Below are 20,901 nucleotides of genomic sequence, written 5' to 3'. Positions count from 1 at the left end.
GTCGGGAGGCGATCACGCGGGGTGTCGGGGCGACGGTGCCCGGATCAGTCGCCGCTGTCCGAGCCGGACGTGCTCGACGACGAGCCCGATCCGGTGGAGGTCGATCCGGAGGAACCCGAGCCCGAGGTCGAGCCCGAGTCGGTGGCGCCCGAGTCGGTCGCGCTGGACGAGGAGTCGGCGGAACTTGAGTCGCTCGAGCCGGAATCGCTGGAGCTCGAGTCACTCGAGCCGGAATCACTCGAGCCGGAATCACTCGAGCCGGAATCACTGGAGCCGGAATCGGTCGAGTCGGTCGCAGAGCCGCCCGAGGCAGGCTCGCCGCTCCCCGATCCCTGCGCACCGGTGCCGGACGCCGAGTCGTCGTCGCGGTGCTTGCCGACATATCCGCCGGCCGAATCGTCGGCGCGGTGCTTGCCGACGTAGGACCCGGTCGCCTCCACACCGGACGTCGACGTGTCCGTGCCGGAGATCGCCTCGGGCTCAGTCGATGTGTCGTCGCTCGTGGCCGCGTCGGTCCGCGCGGAGGTCACCGCCGGGGCGCTCTCATCGACGTCGTCCGGCGCCGCTCGGAGCGTCGACGTGGTGAGCGTCGTCGACGACGCGGGCGGGAATGTGACCGGCCCGATCGGTGCCAGACCGAACGGCAGGTCGATCTCCGGCTTGTAGTAGATCGGGATGATCTCGCCGGTGTCGAGTTCGCCCCACACGATGACCGGGGCGCCGATGTGGTTCGGCCGCTGTTGCCCGTTGACCGTCACCATCGGGTTCAGCGTGATCTGCTGCCCGAGCCACTTGATGGTGGTGGGCGCCTGCGAACCGTAGTCGCTGGTGAACCGGACGAAGTTTCCGCTGAGGAGGTCGTAGTCGCCACCGAAGCTCAGTCGTCCGAAATCCTTGCTGAGCGTGATGGGCAGATCACCGTTGCCGGTCACATTCGTCAGCACCGCGGTGATGAGGTTGGTCAGGACGGTCTGCGGATCGAAGAGCACGCCCGTCGGGTCCGTCAGACCGAACTGAACCTCGTTGGCCGCCTTCCATCGGAAGTCGAAGGTACCCAACACGTTTGCGCATGCACCGACTCCCTCGGCGTAGGCGCCGGTCAGCCCGCCGTAGCAGCTGACGTGCTCGATCCCGGGAATGGTGATCGGCAGGTCGATGCCCACCAGCGAGGTGGTGATGTCGTCCGTGGTCCAGGCATTGGCCATGCCGACGAGGGCGAAGGCGTAGGCGGTACGGCCGTCACTCGCGCCCGCGGTGGCGAGGCTGACCGGAAGGAACGAGATCGCCGTGGCCTGCCCGCCCGTCGATGCGAACGCGAACTGAAAGCCGTCCCCGATGATCGTGGCATTGCCGAAGGGCTCTTCGGGATCGCGCAGGTCGGGGATGATCTGCCAATTCTCGGGCAGCACGTTGTCGATGGCATCGAAGAAGTTGTACACACCGGCCGCGGTGTCCCAGGCGGCGACCGGAACGAGTTCGATACGCCCGGGCGCGACGATCGCGAGACCAACGCCGGTGGACCTCGAACAGTCTGCACCGCCGTTGGATCCGCCGGAGCCGCACAGCTGGATCCGCCACTGCTCGGCGATGTCGGCGCCGCCACCGTTGACGACCTCCATCAGGCCGTCCTTCAACGCGCCGAGTTGTCCCAGCCCACTGTTGCCACCGAGCGCGCCACTGGTGACGCCGGCGAGGATGTCACTGATGGACGCCGCCTCGGCCGCCTGCGGGGTCATCGCCTGCCCGGCTCCCACGGCCGCGACCGTCGCCATCGCGGCCACGCCGGCTGCGACGCGGTGGCGCTTCTGCTTCCGGTTCAGGCGTCGATCCTGTTTTCGCGATCGCCGAATTGCGTTGCGCCCCACGTCGGTCATGCGTCCCACTCCCCTGTCCCACCGATTCAAGCGGGCTCATTGAATCACGTGGTCGGGGCGTTGTGTGACATTTCAAAGAAATGGTCAAATGGCGTGAAGTTGAGCGGTCGTCCCAGTTCAGAGCGGGTGGCCGGTGGGTGGATGGCGGTGGTCACCACCGGGCCCGGTCGAGAGCCTCCCCCCGGTCGGCCGCGTCTGCGGCACACCCGAAACCGACGACCCACCGACCGTCCGCGAGCTCGACACTGCCGAGCATCATCGGCGACGGCAGCGCGGCCAGGAACTCGCCCAGGGCATTCGGCGACAACACCCAGAGTTCGCCGGCGATGGACCGTCCCGATGCGGGATCCCGTACCAGTCCGGGCTTCGGCGGCACCGTGTCCAGCGCGACCAGCCGATAGGTGGCGGCGGTGGCGATCTCGCCGGCCCACCGGGCGCCACGCTCCGAGAGTTCGTGGGTGAGCGGCCCGCCCTGCATGTGCGCACCGAAGACGGCGAGCTCCACCGACGGCGCAGCACCGGCCTCGGGCCACGCCGGGGCCGGACCGGCATTCCTGCCGGTGAATCGTCGGGCGAGGTCGACCAGCATCGCATCGTCGTGCCCGCGACCCAGCAACGTGACACCGAATTGTGCTCGCGTGTCGTCTGTCTCGACGACCTCACCGGCCGGTACGGCGACCGCGCTCAGATCGAAGAGGTTGCAGAAGTTCGTGTAGGTCCCCATCCGGGAATTGACGCCGACCGGGTCGGTGGCGACGTCGGCCAGCGTGGGATGACACGGCGCGGTCGGCACCATCAGCGCATCGGCGTCGCCGAGTTCGGCCATCGCCTCGGCCCGCAGCACCTCGAGTCGGCGTCGGGCACGCAGGAGTTCCGTGGCGCCGAATCGACCGGCGGGACCGATGATCCCGGCGACCGTCGGATCGAGACCGTCCGCCGGATCGGCACCGGCGATGAACTCACCGACCGCATCGTGACGCTCCGCGACCAGGGCGTCCTCGTAGAGCAGCTTGGCCGCCGCCAGGAATGCCGACATGTCGATCGGTTTGATCCGGAGCCCGGCCGCCTCGGCCTGCGCCACCGCCGCACCGAAGGCAGCGCGCCAGGAGTCATCAAGTTCGGGGAGCTCCGCGGGGATCGCCACCGTCGGCTGTTCGGGCGCGCCGAGTCGGCTCGCCGGTCCGAACGGTCGGGGACCGGCTGCCTGCGCCATCGCGGCCATGGCCCGGTCGGCCATCTCGAGTGATTCGGCGAAGATCGTCACGGCGTCGTAGCTCGCGCACGCGGGTAGCACCCCGTCGGTGGAGACCACCCCGAGAGTCGGTTTGATCCCGACGATGCCCTGCAGACCGGCCGGCACCCGGCCCGAGCCGGCGGTGTCGGTGCCGATCGCGATGTCGGCGAAGCCGAGCGCCACCGCGACCGCCGAGCCGGAACTCGAGCCACCGGAGATGTGGTCGGGACGTCGTGAATCACGCACCGCACCATAGGGACTGCGTGTGCCGACGAGTCCGGTCGCGAACTGGTCGAGGTTGGTCTTGCCGATCACCACCGCACCGGCGGCGCGCAACGCGGCGACGGACGCCGCGTCCGCCGACGGCACGGAGGCGAAACCCGGGCACGCCGCGGTCGTCGGCAACCCGGCGACGTCGACGTTGTCCTTGACCGCGAGCACGACCCCGGCCAGCGGCCCGCCGGCGGCGATCGAGTTCCGATAGTCGGCCTCGACGTCGTCGTGCGGACGCAGCGTGATGAACACCTCCGGACGATCCGCGGCCTCGATCCGGCGGTAGATGTCGGCGATCCGGTTCATGCGACTCTCCCCTGCTCGATCTCATCATCCATGACTGTCGCAGACGCACCGGCGAATTCGCCCTGCTGCGACCAGCGCTCACGTTCTTCGGCCCGCGCGGCCTCCATGAACCCGCGTCGTACCGCGATGTCGGCGGCATTCTCGTCGAGGAACCGCTGGTGTTCGGCCAGGGAGAAGGTCCCGTCGGTGATCCGCATGCTGTCACCGCGTCCGGCCGCGACGTCGGCACGCATGTCGAGTAGTTCCTCCGCCTCCACCGGATACCAGCGGATCTGATCGAAGAAGCGCAGCAGCCACGGGTGTTCCGGGTCGAAACCCGGTGCAGGCAACGGATGCCGATGATTCCAGACCTGGGTGGTGCGTCCGACGAACTGATATCCGCCCGGCCCTTCCATGCCGTAGATGCAGAGGTAGGCGCCGCCGATACCGACGGCGTTCTCCGGGGTCCATGTCCGCGCCGGGTTGTACTTGGTGGTCACGAGCCGATGTCGCGGATCGAGTGGAACCGCCACCGGCGCACCGAGGTAGACGTCCCCGAGACCGAGCACGAGGTAGCTCGCGTCGAAGACCACCCGGAACACGTCGTCGACCGAGTCGAGGCCGTTCATCCGTCGGATGAACTCGATGTTCCAGGGGCACCACGGTGCATCCGAGCGCACCCCGAGCATGTAGCGTTCGATCGCCTCCCGGGTGGCCGGGTCGTCCCAGGAGAGGGGCAGGTGCACTGTGCGGCTCGGCACGACGAGCGCTTCCGCCGCCGGCAGCTGACTCTCGCATTCGTTGAGCCAGGACAGCATCCGGCCCTGCGACCAGACATCCGGATCGGCTTTGACCTGGAGCGACCGGATACCGGGGGTGAGATCGATCAGCCCGGCAGGCAGCTCCGCGTTGATCCGTTCACTCAGCGCGTGGACACGAGCGCGAAGCGCCAGATCCAGTCGCATGTCGCCGTATTCGACCAGGATGTTGTCGTCACCGCTGCGTCGATAGGTGACTGCGGTGGTGCCATCGGCGGTGGTGGTGGCCCCCAGGATGCCGTCGTCTGGATCGCCGCCGCCGGAGAGGACGTCGACGAAGCTGGCACGCCTGCCCAATCCGGTCTCCGATGGCGACGCCGTCTGATCGCTGCGCACCGCGACGAACCGGACGGTGTCGCCGGGCTTGAGTTGTCCGAGCTTCCAGCGCTGCGCGGTGACCACCGTGACCGGGCAGACGAACCCGCCGAGGCTCGGGCCGTCCGGCCCCAAGAGGATCGGGGTGTCGCCGGTGAAGTCCAGCGCACCGACCGAATAGGCGTTGTCGTGGATGTTGGACGGATGCAGTCCGGCCTCGCCACCGTCGTTGCGGGCCCACCGCGGCTGCGGGCCGATCAGTCGGATGCCGGTGCGGTCGGAGTTGAAATGCACTTCGTAGGCCGTCCCGAACACGTCCGCGATGTCCTCGTCGGTGAAGAACTCGGGTGCGGAATGGGGGCCGACAGTCACACCGAGCTGCCATGCGCTGGTGAACGCGGGCTGCTCATCCCCGAGGATGCGCCGCGGTGTCCCCGCCCGCTCACCCGCAGTCGCGAGCTGATCACCGTCGGTCAGTTTGCGGCCGCCGTGGCCGCCGAAACGACCCATGGTGAACGTGGATCGACTGCCCAGGTAGTCCTCGGCCTCGATACCTCCGGACACCGCGATGTAGATCCGCATGCCGAAGTCGGCGGCGGCCGCGACGTCGAGGGTGTCGCCGGCACCGACGGTGATCGGAACCCATTGCGGCACGGTCTTTCCGGACACCGTGACCGTTGCCGGTGCGCCGGTGACCGCGACGACGGAGGGTTCGTCGAAACGCAGGGACGGCCCCATCATGGTGGCCTCCAGGCCCGCGGCGTGCGCCGGATTGCCGACGGCCTTGTTGGCCAGGCGGAACGACAGGTCGTCCATCGGACCGGACGGCGGCACGCCGACCTTCCAGTAACCGATCCGGCCGGGCCAGTCCTGGATCGTGGTGAGCGGCCCCGCGCGGAGGACGGTGATCGTGGCCATGGTGTCGAAGCTCCTCGAGATGGTCTGGTGGCGGCCGGGTCAGCCGGCGGGACGGGTGACGATGACCCGGACCGCGGTCGGGTCGAAACCGTTGCAGGGGTTGTTGATCTGCGGGCAGTTAGAGATCAGCACCAGCGTGTCGACATCAGCCCGCAGGGCGAGGCGCTTGCCCGGTGCGGACAGTCCGTCGACGATTCCCAGTGAGCCGTCCGCGTCGACCGGCACGTTCATGAAGAAGTTCACGTTGCCGACGAGATCGCGCTTGCCCAGTCCGTGCCTGGCCCCGCCGATCAGAAAGTTCTCCACACACGCGTGCTGATGCTTGGTGTGGTGGCCGTAACGCAGCGTGTTGGACTCCTGCGAACAGGCGCCGCCGAGGGTGTCGTGGTTGCCGACCTCGTCGCCGACGATGGTCATCAGCGGATTCGACTCCTGGTCGCGGATCACCGTGCCGGTGGTCAGGAAGATGTTGCCGGCCGCCGCGATGGTCGCCTGTGCCGAGTAGCGGACGGTGTGGTCGTGCCCGCCGTAGAACAGGGTGTCGACGGCCTGGTTGCCGTGCAGATCGACGATGGTCAGCACATCGCCGGCGGCGACGATGCCCGACCACGGGCCGCGTTCGCCGATGATCGCGTCGTCGATGATCTGTCCGGGCACCAGGGCCAGATCGGCGGCCGGGGTGGTGGTGTGGTCGCTGAGTGTGTTGGTCATGATTTCTCTTGTCGTGTGGGTGGTCTCGATACGCGCGGGCTCGCTACGCTCGCTCGCGCTACTCGACCAGCGGTGGGATCGTTACTCGGTCAGCGGTGGGGTCGCGGGTTCGACCAACGGTGGGATCGTTACTCGGTCAGCGGTGGGATCGCGACTCGGTCAGCGGTGGGATCGCGACTCGGTCAGCGGTGGGGTCGCGGGTTCGGTCAGCGGTGGGGTCGCGGGTTCGACCAGCGGTGGGGTCACAGGTCGACCAGCGGTGGGTCACGGGTCGATCAGAAGGCGATGGCGCCGTGGACGTCTTCACTGTTGGCGACGGCACGCCGGTACTCGGGATCGCGGTCGTCGACTCCGGCCAACAGATCGTCGAGGTCGTCGCCGGCCCGCCACGCGAGGACCTCGAGCGGACCGGTCGTGAAGACCGGTGCCGGGTCGAGGGGATGCGCGGTGTTGACGATGGCCACGATGCACGGCAGGTGCAGGATCAGGTCGACCGCTTTGTCGAGACCGGCCGACCCCTTGGACGTGAGCGTGCCGTCCTCTTCCACGACGACACCGTGGAAGAACGAGAGTGACGGCGCCACGTCGGCGACTCCCAGGCCGTTCTTCGCGGCGGCCAGGGTGAACAGCTCCCGTCCCGCCGGGCTGTCCGAATGAGCCGCTCCGGCACCGTATCTGGCGGTGTTCTGGGCCAGGGTGCTGGTGCCGCAGAGCGCGTCATGGTGACTGCTGTCGTCGGCGACGACCGTGGCCAGCACGCGACCCTGGTCACTGAGCAACGGGTGACCGATGGTCACGTAGGCCTGCCACGGCACCTTCACCGTGTCGGCGACGTTGAGCCGCTCCCACGGTGCGTCCGCGCGCCAGAGCAGCAGGTGGGCGCAGGCGTCGCCGGTGACGTCGCGCAGACGCAACCGGGTGCCGCGGGCCAGCACCTTGCTGGAGTAGCGACCCCCGGGAATCGTTTCAGCCCAGGTCAATTGAGTGGGGTCGACATCGGCGGGTGGATGCGGCCAGTCGGCGGCGGGCACCACCGGCATCGCATCGGTGATGGTGCCGGCCTGCGACCGGGCGTGTTCGCGGGCACCGGCGGTGTTCGCGGTGGTCGTGGAGGTGGCGGTGGCGGACATGCTGAGGAAACTCCTTGGGAGGGTGGATGTGCGTCGAGGGTGATCTCGATACGTCGCCTCGCGGCGGCGCTCGGTGGCTACTCGATCAGCGGTTCAGAGAACGGTGGGGTCGCCTACGCGCCGACGGTCACCGGCTTGGGGTGTTCCTTGCCCCGCGGGTAGCAGGCGATGCCGACGAGCACGGTCACGGCGATGCAGATCGGGCCTGCCCAGCGCAGGATCGGCATCTCACCGGCGGGATCGAAGACCTCGGCACGCGGCCACGACAGGTTGACCACCATGAGCGCGCCGTAGAGCACGGCCAGGATATTGACGACGATGCCGAGACGGCCCAGCGAGAACAGCTTCTTGCCCTCGGCGTCGACCGCGACGCCACCGGAGGGCCAGCCCTGGAACCGGCGATAAAGCATCGGGCCGGTGACCGCGAGGTAGGCGAGGTAGATCAGGATGATGCAGACGCTGGCGAGGGTGGCGAAGATCGCCGAGTTGCCGACGTTCACCACCAGGATCGCCACGCACAGCACGCCGATCAGCACGGCCGGCGCGATGGGTGTGCCGGTGCGCGAATTGACATGCGAGAGGGTCTTGGAGAACGGCAAGCGGCCGTCGCGGGCCATCGAGAACATCAGGCGCGAGCAGGCGGTCTGGATCGCCAGCGTGCAGATGAAGATCGCCACCGCGACATCGCACAGCAGCACCTTGCCCCAGAAGCTGCCCAGGACGGAGTCGAGGACGTAGGGCAGGCCACCGGTGGCGAGTTGCTCGTCGAGGGTCGGTGCGGCCATCAGCGCGCCGAGCAGCATGAGTCCGCCGCCGATGGCGGAGACGGTCAGCGCGAGTCGGATGGTGCGAGGGGCGACCCGTCGCGGGTTGCGGGTCTCCTCGGCGAGCTCGCCGGCCGATCCGAACCCGACCATGACGTATGCGGCCATCAGACCGGAGACGATGAATGCCCAGATGTACCCGGGCTGTTGGCCGGGGATGCCGGTGTCGAACACGACGTCGGGTCCACGCTGGGCGTGGGTGAACAGTGCGAGAACCACCGCGACCACACCCACGAGTTCGCAGGTGACGCCGATGTTGTTGATGCGGCTCATCCACGAGATGCCGACACAGTTGATGGCGGTGACGATCACCAGCAGGATCGAGCCGAGCAGCACGGCGTTGGCGGCACCGCTGGTGCTGGTCAACGTCGGATCGTCGCCGATGATCTGGAAACCGCTCCACACCGACGGCAGGACCACCTGCAGTGCGATGGCCGCGGCCGAGGCGGTGACGATCTGCGCGATCATCATGAACCAGCCACCGAACCAGCCGATCACCTCGCCGCCCATGCGGCGTGACCACTGATAGATGGCTCCCGAGATCGGGTAGCGCGCGGCGATCTCCGCGAAACAGAGGGCGACCAGGAACTGGCCGGCGTAGACGATCGGCCATGTCCAGAAGAATGCCGGACCGCCGAACCCGAAACCGAGGCCGAACAGCTGGAAGATCGTGGTGAGGATGGACACGAAGGAGAAGCCCGCGGCGAACGATGCGAACTTGCCGAGCGAGCGGTGTAGCTGCTGGTCGTACCCGAACTCGGACAGGTCGTCGGCGTCGCCCGAGGGCTTCGGCTCTTCTGCGGAGGGCTTGATGGCGGTGGAGGTCATGGTCGGTTCTCTCTGCTGAGGGTAACGGCTCCACGGTGAGCGGTTTATCTGTCAAGTGATAGATAACCGTGTGGGTATTTCTGTCGAGTGACAGAAATGTTTCGAGTACGGAAACGCGGGCAACAACTGTGTTACACCGCGCAGGTCAGCGGCCGAAGTGGCCATCCGAGGTGGGCTATGGTGAACCTGTTCAGCGACAAGTACTTCTACGAGGATCGGGGTTGTCATGGCGACTCGGCCGTCCGCATCCCGGGCCGCCTCGGCCGCCGGGAGCGGGGCGAGCGAGCCCAGGGCCGCCTCTCCGGGACGACCACGGCTCGTCAAACCGAGACGTCGCGGGGAGACCGCCCGGGACGAGATCCTCGACGCCTCCGCCGAACTCTTCACCCGCCACGGCTACACCGGCACATCGACGCGGATGATCGCGGACGCGGTGGGTGTGCGGCAGGCGTCGCTCTACCACTACTTCACGACCAAGGACGACATCCTGGCCGCCCTCCTGGCCACCACCGTCGACCCGTCCCTGGATCGGGCGCGCGAATTGCTCGCCGCCGACGGACCGCCGCTGCAACGCCTGCTCGACCTCGCCCGCTACGACGTCACCCAACTCGCCGCGGCCCGATGGAACCTCGGAGCGCTCTACCTGCTGCCGGAACTCGCGGACGACCGGTTCGCCGAGTTCCGCGCGGCGCGCCTGGAACTGTCCGGCGCATACGACGCCCTCGCAGCGGACGTACTGGGCGCCACGTCGGACACCCGACGGCTCCTTCCGTTCCGGCTCGTCGAGTCGGTGATCATGATGCGCTCCGACGAACAGCGCGGCGAACTCGGCGACCACACCGTCACCGGCCTCGTCGACACCATCGTGGGTGCGATCGAGATGTTGTTGGAGCACACGCCCACCCGGTGATCGGCCGCAGAGTCGTCTACGGCACGCGCCGTGCCGCAGGACACCCGTTGTGCGCCAATCGCGCAGCGGCGGTCGCCTGACCGGACCCGATCGGCTCCGCACCGACGGCCTCGGCGAGACCCCACGCGCCCATCCCGCTGCTGATCGTCTCGTGCTCGCCGATCACGTACGTCTCGTGCCAGATGCCCACCGAGTTCGTGTCGGCGAAGTTCCTGGTGAACCACCGCCAGGCCGGCAGGTGCGGGGCATCGGCGGCCGCGGCGAACCGTCGCAGATCGTCGGCCGAACTCCAGTACGAGACCACCATCGCCGACGACCCGAGATAGAGGCGGTGGCTCAGCATGCCCGCACCGCGGTTCGCGCGGAGGTGACCGAGGATGCGGGCCATCGCGGCGAACACGCCCACCCACGCCCGCACCCGCCAGGGTTTGGTCACCCGCATACCGATGAGGAAGAGCGTGGTGCCCTCCGGCGGTGCCACATTGGTCATGCGCCGAGCGTCGGGACGTGCCATGGCCGATCTCCGAATCGTTTCGTAACGTTGTTACGAAACAACGTTATGAAACAATGCCCGCTATGGCAAGACCCAGGGTGCACACCGACGACCTCCGTGATCGCCTGCTCGACGAAGCGGAGCGCATCGTCGGGGCCGATGGACTGGCCGCGTTGTCGGTGCGTGCCGTCGCGAAGGCCGCCGGCACGTCCACCAGCGCGGTCTACACGCTGTTCGGTAGCAAGGACGATCTGACCCGCGGGGTCCTCGTCCGCGCATTCGAATCATTCGCGGCCGCGCAGGAGTCGGCGACAGATGCCGACCTCGCCGGACTCGGGGTGCACTACGTCGGCTGGGCCCTGGAGCATCCGCGCCTGTACGAGATCATGTTCGGCGAAGCGCTGGCCGGCCTCGCGCCGACCGCGGAGACCGAGGCGGCCGCCGCGCGTGCCATCGCACCATTACGTCGGGGTGTCGCACAGGCGATGGAGGCCAACGTGTTCCGGGTCGCCGAGGTCGACACCGTGGTCGCCTCGCTCTGGTCGCAGGTGCACGGGATGGCGATGCTGCTGCTGTCGGGTCACTTTCCGGCGGCCGCCGATCCGGTGGCCGCGGCGATGGCGGTGATCGACGGCTGGCGGGCGTGATCGGGGTTCGCGCCGATCGGCGCTGGAGTCGGCGGGAATCCGACCGCCCGCGCCACGACGACCCCGGCGGCCGAACCACTCGCTAAGGTGATCAGCATGGCAGGCCGGAGTATGCGTTTCGACCCGATCGCGCAGGCGCGACAGAACTGGTCGGAGGCGGGCTGGGGCGATGTGGCCGACGGTATGGTCGCGGTCACCTCGGTCATGCGGGCACACCAGATCCTGCTTGCCCGGGTCGAGGGTGCGCTACGCCCGTACGATCTCACCTTCTCCCGCTTCGAACTGCTTCGCCTGCTGGCATTCTCACGCCAGGGGCACTGCCGATCACCAAGGCGAGCGACCGCCTGCAGGTGCACGTGACCAGTGTGACGCACGCTATCCGGCGCCTCGAGGAGGCAGATCTGGTGCGGCGTGTGCCGCACCCGACCGATGGACGGACCACCCTGGTGGAGATCACCGACCTCGGTCGATCCACGGTCGAGGATGCGACCGCGACACTCAACCAGGAGGTGTTCTCCCAGGTCGGCATGGACGACGACGAGATGGCCTCCATGGTGAAAGCGATTCAATCCCTTCGCCGTAACTCCGGCGACTTCTCGGATGGACAATCATGACCGTCGCCTATTGGATCGTCGCCGCCGTGCTCGCGGTGTTCTACCTCTACTCCGGCGGAATGAAGGTCCTGCGCACGTCGGAACAGCTGCAGCCGATGATGGCCTGGGCCGGAACCACGATCCCGATGCCGGGCGTGCGCGCCATCGGTGCCATCGAGGTCCTCGGCGCGATCGGCCTGATCCTGCCTCCAATCACCGGGATAGCGCCGGCACTGGCGCTCTGGGCCGCAATCGGTTTCGTCATCCTGCAGGTGCTGGCGGCCGGGTTCCACCTGTCGCGGGGCGAGACACGACAGATCGGACTCAACGTGGGGCTGGTCGCCGTCGCCGCGGTGACCGTATGGCTCGCGACGGTGTGGGTCTGACCGCCGAATAATCAGCCCTGCCAGTGCAACCCGATCAGTGCAACCCGATCAGTGCAGCGCGATCAGTGCAACGAGGTGATGATTGCGCTGAAATCGAGGCCCGCGTGCTGTTCGGCGAACGACTTGTAGAGCTGTGCCGCATGGGTGCCGAGCGGCGCGCGTGAACCGGTGCTGGCGACCGCATCCATCGCGAGTCCCAGATCCTTGTTCATCAGCGCGGTGGCGAAGCCGGGCGTGAACTCGTTGTTCGCCGGCGACGTCGGGACGGGTCCCGGGACCGGACAGTTGGTCTGCACGGCCCAGCAGTTGCCGGTCGCACCGGTGATCACGTCGTAGAGTGCCTGATCGGACAATCCGAGTTTCTCGGCGAGCACGAACGCCTCACCCACGGCGATCTGCTGGACGGCGAGAACCATGTTGTTGCACACCTTGGCCGCCTGCCCGGCACCCGCGGCACCACAATGGATCACCTTGCCCGCCATAGGATCCAATGTCGACCGTGCGGCGGCGAACGCGTCGTCGTCGCCACCGACCATGAACGCGAGCGTCCCGGCCGCGGCACCCTTGACCCCACCCGACACGGGCGCATCGAGTTGGGCGAACCCGTGCTCGCCGGCCTGCTGATGGATGGCGCGGGCATCGTCGACGGAGATGGTCGAGCTGTCGATGAAGAGCGCCCCGGTGCGCGAGGCCGGCAGGATCTCCGCATAGAGGTTCTTCACGATCGCACCGCTGGGCAGCATCGTGATCACCACTTCGGCGACCGCGACGGCCTCGACGGCGGTCGGGAAGGTCTCCACTCCGTTCTGCTGGGCGGCTTTCACCGCCTCGGGAACCGGGTCGAACCCGTGGACGGTATGACCCGCCTGCACCAGATTGGCGGCCATCGGGCCACCCATGTTGCCCAGTCCCAGAAAGGCGATCGTCGTCATTGTCGAATCTCCTGATGTCGTGAGTTCAGTTGTCCCAGAACAGCTCGTGTGATCACGCGGCGGTCAGCTCTCCCGGTAACGCGACGCGATCGACCGCCCGACCACCACGCGCATGATCTCGTTGGTGCCCTCCAGTATCCGATGCACCCGGAGATCGCGGACGATCTTCTCCAGACCGTACTCGCTCAGATAGCCGTAGCCGCCGTGTAATTGCAGCGCCTGGTCGGCCACCGTGAAACAGCTGTCGGTGACGAATCGTTTCGCCATCGCACACTGCTCCACCTTGTCCGGAGCGTCGGCGTCGAGCGCCGCGGCCGCTTGCCACAGCATCAGCCGCGACGCCTGCAACGACGTCGCCATGTCGGCGAGCGTGAAGCGGATCGTCGGCTCGTCGATCAGCGCACCGCCGAACGCCTTCCGCGACGCGACATACGAGGCCGCACGATCGAAGGCCGCCTGCGCCCCGCCGAGCGACGATGCGGCGATGTTGAGCCGACCGCCGTTCAGACCGTTCATCGCGATGCCGAAACCGATGCCCTCCTGTGCGCCCAGCAGGTTCGCCGCCGGCACCCGGACCTCGTCGAGGATGACTTGCGCGGTGGGTTGCGCATGCCAGCCCATCTTGCGTTCCTGTGCGCCGAAACTCAGCCCCGGACGGTCCCTCTCCACCAGAAAGGTGGAGATGCCGCGCGCTCCGGTGTCGCCCGTACGTGCCATCAGCACGTACAGATCACTGGAGCCCGCACCGGAGATGAACTGCTTCACCCCGGTCAGCACGTAGTCGTCGCCCGAACGGACCGCCTTGGTGGACAGCGCCGCCGCATCAGAGCCCGCACCGGGCTCGGTGAGGCAGTAGCTGGCCACCGTCTCCATCGACGCCAGTCGGGGCACCCACTCGGCACGCTGTTCGTCGGTGCCGTAGTGATCCACCATCCAGGTACACATGTTGTGGATGGAGAGGAAGGCGGCCACCGCGGGGTCGGCATAGGCGAGTTGTTCGAAGATGCGCACGCCGTCGAGTCGGCGCAGGCCGCTCCCGCCGACATCCTCCGAGCAGTAGATCGCACCCATGCCGAGTTCGGCCGCCTCGCGCAGTTCCTCTACCGGAAAATGTTTGCTCTCATCCCATTCCAGCGCGAAGGGTGCCAACTTCTTGGCCGCGAACCGGCCGCGGTCTCGACGATGACGCGCTCGTCCGCGTCGAGACCGCTGTCGGTGATGATGGTCATCGGGGGTGTTCTCTCTCTGCTCGCCGGTCCCGGGTTCAGTTCATCGTCGGGATGACGAACTCGGCGCCGTCCTTGATCCCCGACGGCCAGCGCGACGTGATGGTCTTGGTCTTGGTGTAGAACTGGATCGACGCGGGCCCATGCTGATTGAGGTCGCCGAACCCGGAACGCTTCCAACCACCAAACGTGTAGTAGGCCACCGGAACCGGGATCGGGACATTCACGCCGACCATGCCGACGTTGACCCGGGAGGTGAAGTCGCGGGCGGCGTCGCCGTCCTGGGTGAAGATCGCGACACCGTTGCCGTACTGGTGATCCGAGGCCAGCGCGAGCGCCTCCTCGTAGTCGGCGGCCCGCACGATCTGCAGCACCGGGCCGAAGATCTCGTCGGTGTAGGACGTCATGCCCTTGGTCACGTGATCGAACAGCGTCGGTCCGATGAAGAACCCGCCGGAGATGTCCTCGTCGCCATAGGACTGCTCGTCACTGGTGCGCTCACGGCCGTCGATGACCAGTTCCGCACCCTCTTCGACGCCCTTGGCGATGTAACCCTTCACGCGCTCGAGCGCCGCCGCGGTCACCAGCGGCCCGTAGTCCGCCTTCGGGTCGAGGCTGTGACCGACGCGCAGCGCGTTGACCTTGTCGACGAGCTTGGCGCGCAGGCGTTCTGCGGTCTGCTCCCCCACCGGGACGGCGACACTGATCGCCATGCAGCGCTCACCGGCGCTACCGTAGCCCGCGCCGATGAGCGCGTCAGCGGCCTGATCCAGGTTCGCGTCGGGCATGATGATCATGTGGTTCTTGGCGCCGCCGAAGCACTGTGAACGCTTCCCGTTGGCCGCCGCGGTCGAGTAGATGTACTGCGCGATGTCGGAGCTGCCGACGAAGCCGAGCGCCTTCACCTCGGGGTGGTTCAGCAGCGCGTCGACCGACTCCTTGTCCCCGTGCACCACCTGGAAGACGCCGTCGGGCAGACCGGCCTGGCTGAACAGCTCGGCCAGCCGGACCGGCACCGAGGGATCGCGCTCGCTGGGCTTGAGGATGAACGCGTTGCCGCACGCGAGCGCCGGGCCCGCCTTCCAGAGAGGGATCATCGCGGGGAAGTTGAACGGGGTGATGCCCGCGACGACGCCGAGCGGCTGACGGACGGAGTGCACGTCGATGCCGCCGCCGGCGCCCTCGGTGAACTCGCCCTTGAGCAGGTGGGGAATCCCGATCGCGAACTCGATGACCTCGATGCCGCGCTGGATGTCGCCCTTCGCGTCGGCGTGGGTCTTGCCGTGTTCGAGCGACAGCAGGGTGGCGAGCTCATCGGAGTTCTGGTTGACGAGGTCCACGAAGCGCATCAGCACGCGAGCGCGACGCTGCGGATTCCATGCCGCCCACTCACGCTGCGCCTCGACGGCGGTGGCGACCGCGGCGTCGACCTCGGCGGTCGAGGCCAGCGGCACCGTGGCGGCGACGGCACCGGTGCTCGGATTGAAGACGTCGGCGAAGCGGCCCTCGGTGGGGGTCACCGCAGCACCGTTCAGGAAATGCGGGATGGAACGGACGGCGTCGGTAGTGGACACGGGGAGATCACCTTGATTCACAGTTGGGGACGGGCCGGTCGTGTGGCTTCCGTTACCCATATACTAGGACATGCAAGTATTTTTGCAACCCCCTCCCACCAGCGAGGTGGCCACCACCGCAGAAGTTAGGGTAGCCTTGCTCGCGCTGTCCGGTCACGCACCCGATGCGCGACGTCGAAAGGGGTTCTGTCATGTCGGTCGTCATCCTGTACGGCACGGAAACCGGCAACTGTGAGCTGGTCGCCGATGCCATCTCCGATGTCCTGGCGGTGGATCACGATCCGTCGATCTATGACATGGGCGAGTTCGCCGTCGAGGATCTCGATCCCGCCGACTTCCTGGTGGTGGTGTGCTCGACCTACGGCGAGGGCGAGCTGCCGACCGGCGCCGAACCGTTCGCCGAGGAACTCGACGAGGTCGCCCCCGACCTCACCCGATTGCGATTCGCAGTCTTCGGACTCGGCGACACCGTGTACGGCGAGACCTTCAACCGTGGCGGCGAGATCATCGCCGAGAAGCTGACCGGGCGCGGAGCCGTGCAGGTGGGCGAGCACGCCCGGCACGACAACTCGTCGCCGGTCAAACCGGCCACGCAGGCCACCGAATGGGCCGAGGGGATCGCCGGCGTCATCGTGCCGGTCAACGCACGCTGATCGCCGTCAGGGCGCAGTGACGTCGCTGGTCGCGACCGACTGCCGTGTGTGACAACTGATCGCCTCCGCGCGCACCGCAGCCAGTTTGGCGAGTTCGAGAACCGCCCGCACCATCACCGCCAGCACCACACCGAGGAACAGGGCCGTGGGCACGGAGACACTGAGGTTCTCGCCGAGCAGCGCAACGCCGAGTCCCATCGACACGGCCAGCTCCACCACGGTCAGCGCCGGGAACGAGGTCTGCAGCTCGCCGGCACCGAAGGCGCGCTGCTGCGCGATGATCCCGCTACCCGCGACGATGACGAACAGATAGATCTCGGGCTGCGTGAACGTCCGCCCGAAATCGTTGATCACCTGGTACGCGACGGACTTCACCAGCAGTGCCGACATCCCGAACAACGCGCCCGCGGTGACGCCGTAGAGCAGCGCCTTGTAGTGCTGATTCGAGCGTTCGGCCGCGATCACACAGCAGACGAGCACGAAGATCACGACGCCGATCGTCGCGACCATCAGCAGATTCTCCGGTCGACGCTGCGACGGCTCGGGTCGTGAGATGGCCAGGAAGAGGGTCACGCAGACCACGAGCACTGCGCCCCACGCCCACTCGATGCGGAGTGGCCGACGACGATCGGCCCACGCCTCCATCGGCAACGCGAACAGGATCGCCAGGACCACCAGCGGCTGCACCAGCAGGATCGACCCGAGGCCGAGCGCGGCGACCTGGGACGCAAAGCCGCACAGCGCGATGATCGCGCCGATCCACCACCCCCGGGCTATCGCGCCGCTGGCATGGGATGCGCGCTGACGCATCACCGTGCCGCCGGCGATCAGAAGCGCCGCCAGCACCGACAGCAGCGCGGGAACCCAGGAGTGCACACATTCCAGGCTATCGGTTGCCGGGCGCACGACAACCTGGCCGCGCGGACAGACCCTCGGCCCGGAAAGCCGCGAATCCGACATCGGCGCCGGGATCCACCGTGCTCACGGTGTGGATCCACCATCTTGTCCGATCGGCGTCGTAGGTTGGGTACATGCGGTTCCAGTCCGAACTCGAACGTCTCGCAACCCTCGATGCCGACACGATCGTCCACGTGTGTTCGTCGCCGGCGGCCCTGACCGAACTCATCGACGACGCCGTCGACGAGTGCATCGAGTACGACGAACTCGCCGACGACCATCTCGCATCCGAGGCCCGCGACGACGCGGCGTTCTGCCGGCAGGAGGCCGCGGCCTGGCGTGCGACGGCCTCGCTACTGCGCCTGATGGCGGCCGACACCCGCGACGAACGCCGTCAGGCGGGAGCCGCGTGACCCGCACCCTGGTCCTGATGCGGCACGGGAAGTCGGGCTATCCGCCCGGCGTCGGCGATCACGGTCGGCCACTGGCCGATCGGGGCCGTCGGGAGGCAGCCCTGGCCGGGCGATGGATGGCCGATGAGGGTCTGCGCATCGACGCCGTGGTGTGCTCGACCGCCACCAGGACGCGCGAGACCCTGGAACGCACCGGCATCGATGCGCCCGCGGTCTACGTCGACGACATCTACGGTGGCGCTCCCCACGAGATCCTCGAGGCACTGCGCGTACACGCGCCCGCCGACGCGGGCACGGTGATGGTGGTCGGTCACTCGCCGGGAATGCCGACCACGGCATTGACCCTCGACTCCGACGGCCACATCGAACGCTTCCCCACCTCCGCCTATGCGGTGGTGACCGTCGGCGTCCCGTGGGATCGGCTCGGGCTCGACGTCGATCCGGACGCCCGGTTGGTCGGGACCCGAATTCCGCGGGAGTGACTCCGCGCGCTCTCCGGATCACAAGGGCGGAGCCGGTCGGATCGCCGACTCAACCGCCGGTGTAGGGCGGCACCGCGACGCACGGCACCGGCGGCGCGTGTGCGGGGTCGAGTGCGCCGAGCACCAGCGCCGCGCTCCGTCGGTTGGACGTGATCGATGCGTGATCGGACCGGTCCGCCGGGCAGCCGTCCTGCACAACGATGTTGCGTACGTCGGTACCGGGCGGGCCGTCCAGGATGCCGCTCGAGTACGGGGTGACGATCTCGTCGTGGCGGGTGACGATGTTGGTGTAGGCCACGCCGGGCAGGTATGGCGTCGGTTGGCGCACCGCTTCGTTGAACGACAGATCGCGCGGGGCGGGCACGCACTCAGGACACGGCGGTCGGGGCGATTCGGGGATGCCGAGCGCATGACGGAACATCGCGATCGACTCGCCCCGGTCGTCGTCGGAGTCGGGTCCCTGCCGCCAGTACGGGGCGAGTGAGACGTAGTGCTCCACCTTGCCGCGCCCGCCGAGGTACTTCATCCAGTACGTGGGGATCTCGGTGCCGAGCGAGTGACCGACGATGTCCACCCTGGCCGCGCCGGTGGCCGCCATGACCCGGTCGACAAAGGTCTTGATCTGCCACGCACTGTCGACCTTCGGTCCGAGACCGCCGAGCGCGGACGCCGGCCACACCGTCGTCAACGCCCCGTACGTCGGCGCGTACACGCAGTAGCCGGCGTTGGCGAGGACCGGCGCAAGCGTCGCCCAGTTCGTCTGGCGGCCACCACCACTGCCGTGGACCAGGATCACCGGTCGTGGATGCTGCCGGGTCGGGCGGCACGCGAAGTCGTTGGTGCCGGGCAGCGAACCGCCGGGATGTGCGAGCTCGGCGCGGATGCCCTCGGTGAAGTCGTAGACGACCGGTAGCGGTCGGGTCGGTGAGGCCAGGGCCGGTGCGCCGAGGGCGAGAACCGCCGCAGCGGCCAGCAGCGCGACGAGGGCCCGCCGGACTGCGCGCATCATTCGTCCTCCGGTGTCACCAGGTCGCAGCGCACCCCGAGCAGCCGTACGGGACGGTCGATCTCGAAGTTGCCGAGGAGTTCGCCGATGACGGGAGCGATGTCGTCATAGCGCGTCGTCGGGGCCGGCAGCTTCCGGGACTTGGTCCGCGTGTAGAAGGTGGTGGTGCGGACGGTGACCGCGACGCGGAACACCTCCCGCTCCTCGGCGAGTACCTGGTTCACCAGCTCCTCGGTGAGTTCGAATGCCGCCGAGCGCATCTCGTCACGATCGGTCATGTCGGTCGGATAGGTCCGCGATTTGGAATGCGAGCGGGCGAGCCACGGCTCGGGGGTGATCGTCGAATCCCCACCCCCGCGGCACAACACATACAGCCAGTTGCCCTGATGCGGACCGAAGACCTCGATCAGATCGTCGCGGGGCGTCGCGATCAACTGATGAACGGTGTCGACACCATGAGCGGCGAGTTTCGCCGCGGTCCTCGGCCCGACGCTCCACAGGTCGCGACAGGGACGATCTCCCATGAGCGGCAACCAGTTCTGCTCGTCGAGTTCGAAGACCTTCTCGATCCGGAACGGAGCCAGGGCCGCCGATTCCGGGTCGGGTTTCTTCGCGAAGCCGGTCGCCATCTTTGCCCGCTGCTTGTTGTCGGAGATGCCGATCGAGCAATGCAGGCCGGTTCGGGAGAACACCTTCGCGCGGATCCGCTCCGCGAATCGGCCGATTGTCGTGCGGTCGAAGGCTTCCGCCGGCTCGACGACGTCGTCGCCGGAACCGTCAAGAGGTTCCACCCCGATGTAGGCCTCATCCCAGCCCCACACCTCGACGGGGTGTCCGAAGCTGCGAAGCGCGTTCATCACGTCCGCCGATGCCACGTCGTACGCCGGGACGTCGAGCGGGAGATACACCGCGTCGGGCATCTTCCGATAGGCGGCCCGCAACGGCATCCCCGCGCGCACGCCGACGTCTCTCGCCTCGTACGAGGCACACGTGACCACCTTGCGCGCCTCGGTCGGGTCGCCGTTTCCACCGACGATCACCGGCACCCCGACGAGCTCCGGGCTGCGCAGCCGCTCGACCGACACCTGGAACTGATCCAGGTCGACGTGAATCAGCCACCGGTACCGAAGTGGTGTGTCTGCCACGCAGCTCAGCGTACTGCGTCGAGCGATCCGACAGAGTTGATCGACGCTGGCAGGGCACCCGGACCCCCGGGTCGGATCGGCCGTGCCGGCTGCGCCGACGACCGATCCGACCCGACCCCGCAGCGACGCCCTCCCCTGCGTCGACGTGGCCTGGTGACATGCGTCGAAGAGGCGCGATCCGGTGCGTTCTGCGCATCGCACAACCCCTCTGACGTGCCGAAACCTGCCGCACCGGCGGGTTACGCTGGAGTAGCTTACCGGTGCGTAAGCTACCGTAGAGTACGATTCTGGCGTTGTCCAGTGGTCTAGGTCATGATTGTTCGCTGATGTGATC

The 20,901-nt window shown here is 67.7% G+C and carries 18 protein-coding genes and 2 pseudogenes; 7 read left to right on the top strand and 13 right to left on the bottom strand.

Going from position 1 to position 20,901, the window contains the following annotated elements; translation table 11 throughout:
• Positions 1 to 44: 44 nt before the first annotated feature.
• The 6 genes from D7316_RS23840 to D7316_RS23815 form a co-directional block, all read right to left on the bottom strand.
• A complete protein-coding gene (locus D7316_RS23840) occupies positions 45 to 1,874 on the bottom strand; it encodes a hypothetical protein (RefSeq protein ID WP_232017051.1) in 1,830 nt (609 codons plus the stop codon).
• Positions 1,875 to 2,025: 151 nt separating this feature from the next.
• Positions 2,026 to 3,687, bottom strand: coding sequence for an allophanate hydrolase (gene atzF, locus D7316_RS23835; protein ID WP_124710460.1), 1,662 nt, complete (start codon positions 3,685 to 3,687; stop codon positions 2,026 to 2,028).
• Positions 3,684 to 5,717 (bottom strand): 5-oxoprolinase/urea amidolyase family protein, encoded by a 2,034-nt coding sequence (locus D7316_RS23830; protein ID WP_124710459.1) that lies wholly within the window; start codon positions 5,715 to 5,717, stop codon positions 3,684 to 3,686. Before D7316_RS23830 ends, atzF begins: the two co-directional genes overlap by 4 nt.
• A gap of 39 nt (positions 5,718 to 5,756) precedes the next feature.
• A complete protein-coding gene (locus D7316_RS23825; protein WP_124710458.1) occupies positions 5,757 to 6,428 on the bottom strand; it encodes an urea amidolyase associated protein UAAP2 in 672 nt (223 codons plus the stop codon).
• 275 nt (positions 6,429 to 6,703) lie between these two features.
• Entirely contained in the window at positions 6,704 to 7,558 is an 855-nt protein-coding gene (locus D7316_RS23820) for an urea amidolyase associated protein UAAP1 (RefSeq protein ID WP_124710457.1), read from the bottom strand.
• Between the two features lie 113 nt (positions 7,559 to 7,671).
• Positions 7,672 to 9,210, bottom strand: coding sequence for an amino acid permease (locus tag D7316_RS23815; protein ID WP_124710456.1), 1,539 nt, complete (start codon positions 9,208 to 9,210; stop codon positions 7,672 to 7,674).
• Positions 9,211 to 9,436: 226 nt separating this feature from the next.
• Between D7316_RS23815 and D7316_RS23810 the strand changes: the two genes are divergently transcribed.
• Positions 9,437 to 10,120 (top strand): TetR/AcrR family transcriptional regulator, encoded by a 684-nt coding sequence (locus D7316_RS23810; RefSeq protein ID WP_124710455.1) that lies wholly within the window; start codon positions 9,437 to 9,439, stop codon positions 10,118 to 10,120.
• A 16-nt stretch (positions 10,121 to 10,136) separates the two neighbouring features.
• Here the strand turns inward: D7316_RS23810 and D7316_RS23805 are convergent, their stop codons facing one another.
• A complete protein-coding gene (locus D7316_RS23805; RefSeq protein ID WP_331852584.1) occupies positions 10,137 to 10,610 on the bottom strand; it encodes a DUF4188 domain-containing protein in 474 nt (157 codons plus the stop codon).
• Positions 10,611 to 10,687: 77 nt separating this feature from the next.
• Here D7316_RS23805 and D7316_RS23800 point away from each other — a divergent pair, with 77 nt between their 5' ends.
• The 3 genes and pseudogenes from D7316_RS23800 to D7316_RS23790 all read left to right on the top strand — a co-directional run bounded on the left by D7316_RS23800 (position 10,688) and on the right by D7316_RS23790 (position 12,239).
• Positions 10,688 to 11,260, top strand: coding sequence for a TetR/AcrR family transcriptional regulator (locus D7316_RS23800; RefSeq protein ID WP_124710453.1), 573 nt, complete (start codon positions 10,688 to 10,690; stop codon positions 11,258 to 11,260).
• Positions 11,261 to 11,356: 96 nt separating this feature from the next.
• A pseudogene (locus D7316_RS23795) lies at positions 11,357 to 11,874 on the top strand (MarR family transcriptional regulator).
• Positions 11,871 to 12,239 (top strand): DoxX family protein, encoded by a 369-nt coding sequence (locus D7316_RS23790; protein WP_124710452.1) that lies wholly within the window; start codon positions 11,871 to 11,873, stop codon positions 12,237 to 12,239. The pseudogene D7316_RS23795 and the gene D7316_RS23790 overlap by 4 nt, the downstream one beginning before the upstream one ends.
• Before the next feature lie 62 nt (positions 12,240 to 12,301).
• Here D7316_RS23790 and mmsB read toward each other — a convergent pair whose 3' ends face one another.
• The 3 genes and pseudogenes from mmsB to D7316_RS23775 all read right to left on the bottom strand — a co-directional run bounded on the left by mmsB (position 12,302) and on the right by D7316_RS23775 (position 15,971).
• On the bottom strand, positions 12,302 to 13,171 hold the full coding sequence (mmsB, locus tag D7316_RS23785) for a 3-hydroxyisobutyrate dehydrogenase (RefSeq protein WP_124710451.1): 870 nt from the start codon (positions 13,169 to 13,171) through the stop codon (positions 12,302 to 12,304).
• A gap of 63 nt (positions 13,172 to 13,234) precedes the next feature.
• A pseudogene (locus D7316_RS23780) lies at positions 13,235 to 14,400 on the bottom strand (acyl-CoA dehydrogenase family protein).
• Between the two features lie 35 nt (positions 14,401 to 14,435).
• On the bottom strand, positions 14,436 to 15,971 hold the full coding sequence (locus D7316_RS23775) for a CoA-acylating methylmalonate-semialdehyde dehydrogenase (RefSeq protein ID WP_124710450.1): 1,536 nt from the start codon (positions 15,969 to 15,971) through the stop codon (positions 14,436 to 14,438).
• Positions 15,972 to 16,162: 191 nt separating this feature from the next.
• Here D7316_RS23775 and D7316_RS23770 point away from each other — a divergent pair, with 191 nt between their 5' ends.
• Positions 16,163 to 16,624 (top strand): flavodoxin domain-containing protein, encoded by a 462-nt coding sequence (locus D7316_RS23770; RefSeq protein ID WP_124710449.1) that lies wholly within the window; start codon positions 16,163 to 16,165, stop codon positions 16,622 to 16,624.
• Between the two features lie 6 nt (positions 16,625 to 16,630).
• Here the strand turns inward: D7316_RS23770 and D7316_RS23765 are convergent, their stop codons facing one another.
• A complete protein-coding gene (locus D7316_RS23765) occupies positions 16,631 to 17,500 on the bottom strand; it encodes a DMT family transporter (protein ID WP_124710448.1) in 870 nt (289 codons plus the stop codon).
• A gap of 155 nt (positions 17,501 to 17,655) precedes the next feature.
• On the opposite strand from D7316_RS23765, the gene D7316_RS23760 reads away from it, so the two are divergent.
• Positions 17,656 to 17,934: a hypothetical protein gene (locus tag D7316_RS23760; RefSeq protein ID WP_124710447.1), complete on the top strand. Its 279-nt coding sequence runs from the start codon at positions 17,656 to 17,658 to the stop codon at positions 17,932 to 17,934.
• Between the two features lie 17 nt (positions 17,935 to 17,951).
• Complete coding sequence (locus D7316_RS23755) at positions 17,952 to 18,416, top strand: SixA phosphatase family protein (protein WP_124711544.1); 465 nt, start codon at positions 17,952 to 17,954, stop codon at positions 18,414 to 18,416.
• A gap of 49 nt (positions 18,417 to 18,465) precedes the next feature.
• Here D7316_RS23755 and D7316_RS23750 read toward each other — a convergent pair whose 3' ends face one another.
• Both D7316_RS23750 and D7316_RS23745 read right to left on the bottom strand, forming a co-directional pair.
• On the bottom strand, positions 18,466 to 19,422 hold the full coding sequence (locus D7316_RS23750; protein WP_408610080.1) for an esterase/lipase family protein: 957 nt from the start codon (positions 19,420 to 19,422) through the stop codon (positions 18,466 to 18,468).
• Complete coding sequence (locus tag D7316_RS23745; RefSeq protein ID WP_124710445.1) at positions 19,422 to 20,567, bottom strand: DNA polymerase IV; 1,146 nt, start codon at positions 20,565 to 20,567, stop codon at positions 19,422 to 19,424. The genes D7316_RS23750 and D7316_RS23745 overlap by 1 nt, the downstream gene beginning before the upstream one ends.
• Between the last annotated feature and the right edge of the window lie 334 nt (positions 20,568 to 20,901).

Origin of the sequence: Gordonia insulae (assembly GCF_003855095.1) — a bacterium.
Classification (GTDB): domain Bacteria; phylum Actinomycetota; class Actinomycetes; order Mycobacteriales; family Mycobacteriaceae; genus Gordonia; species Gordonia insulae.
This window is presented reverse-complemented; position numbering and strand designations above follow the sequence as displayed.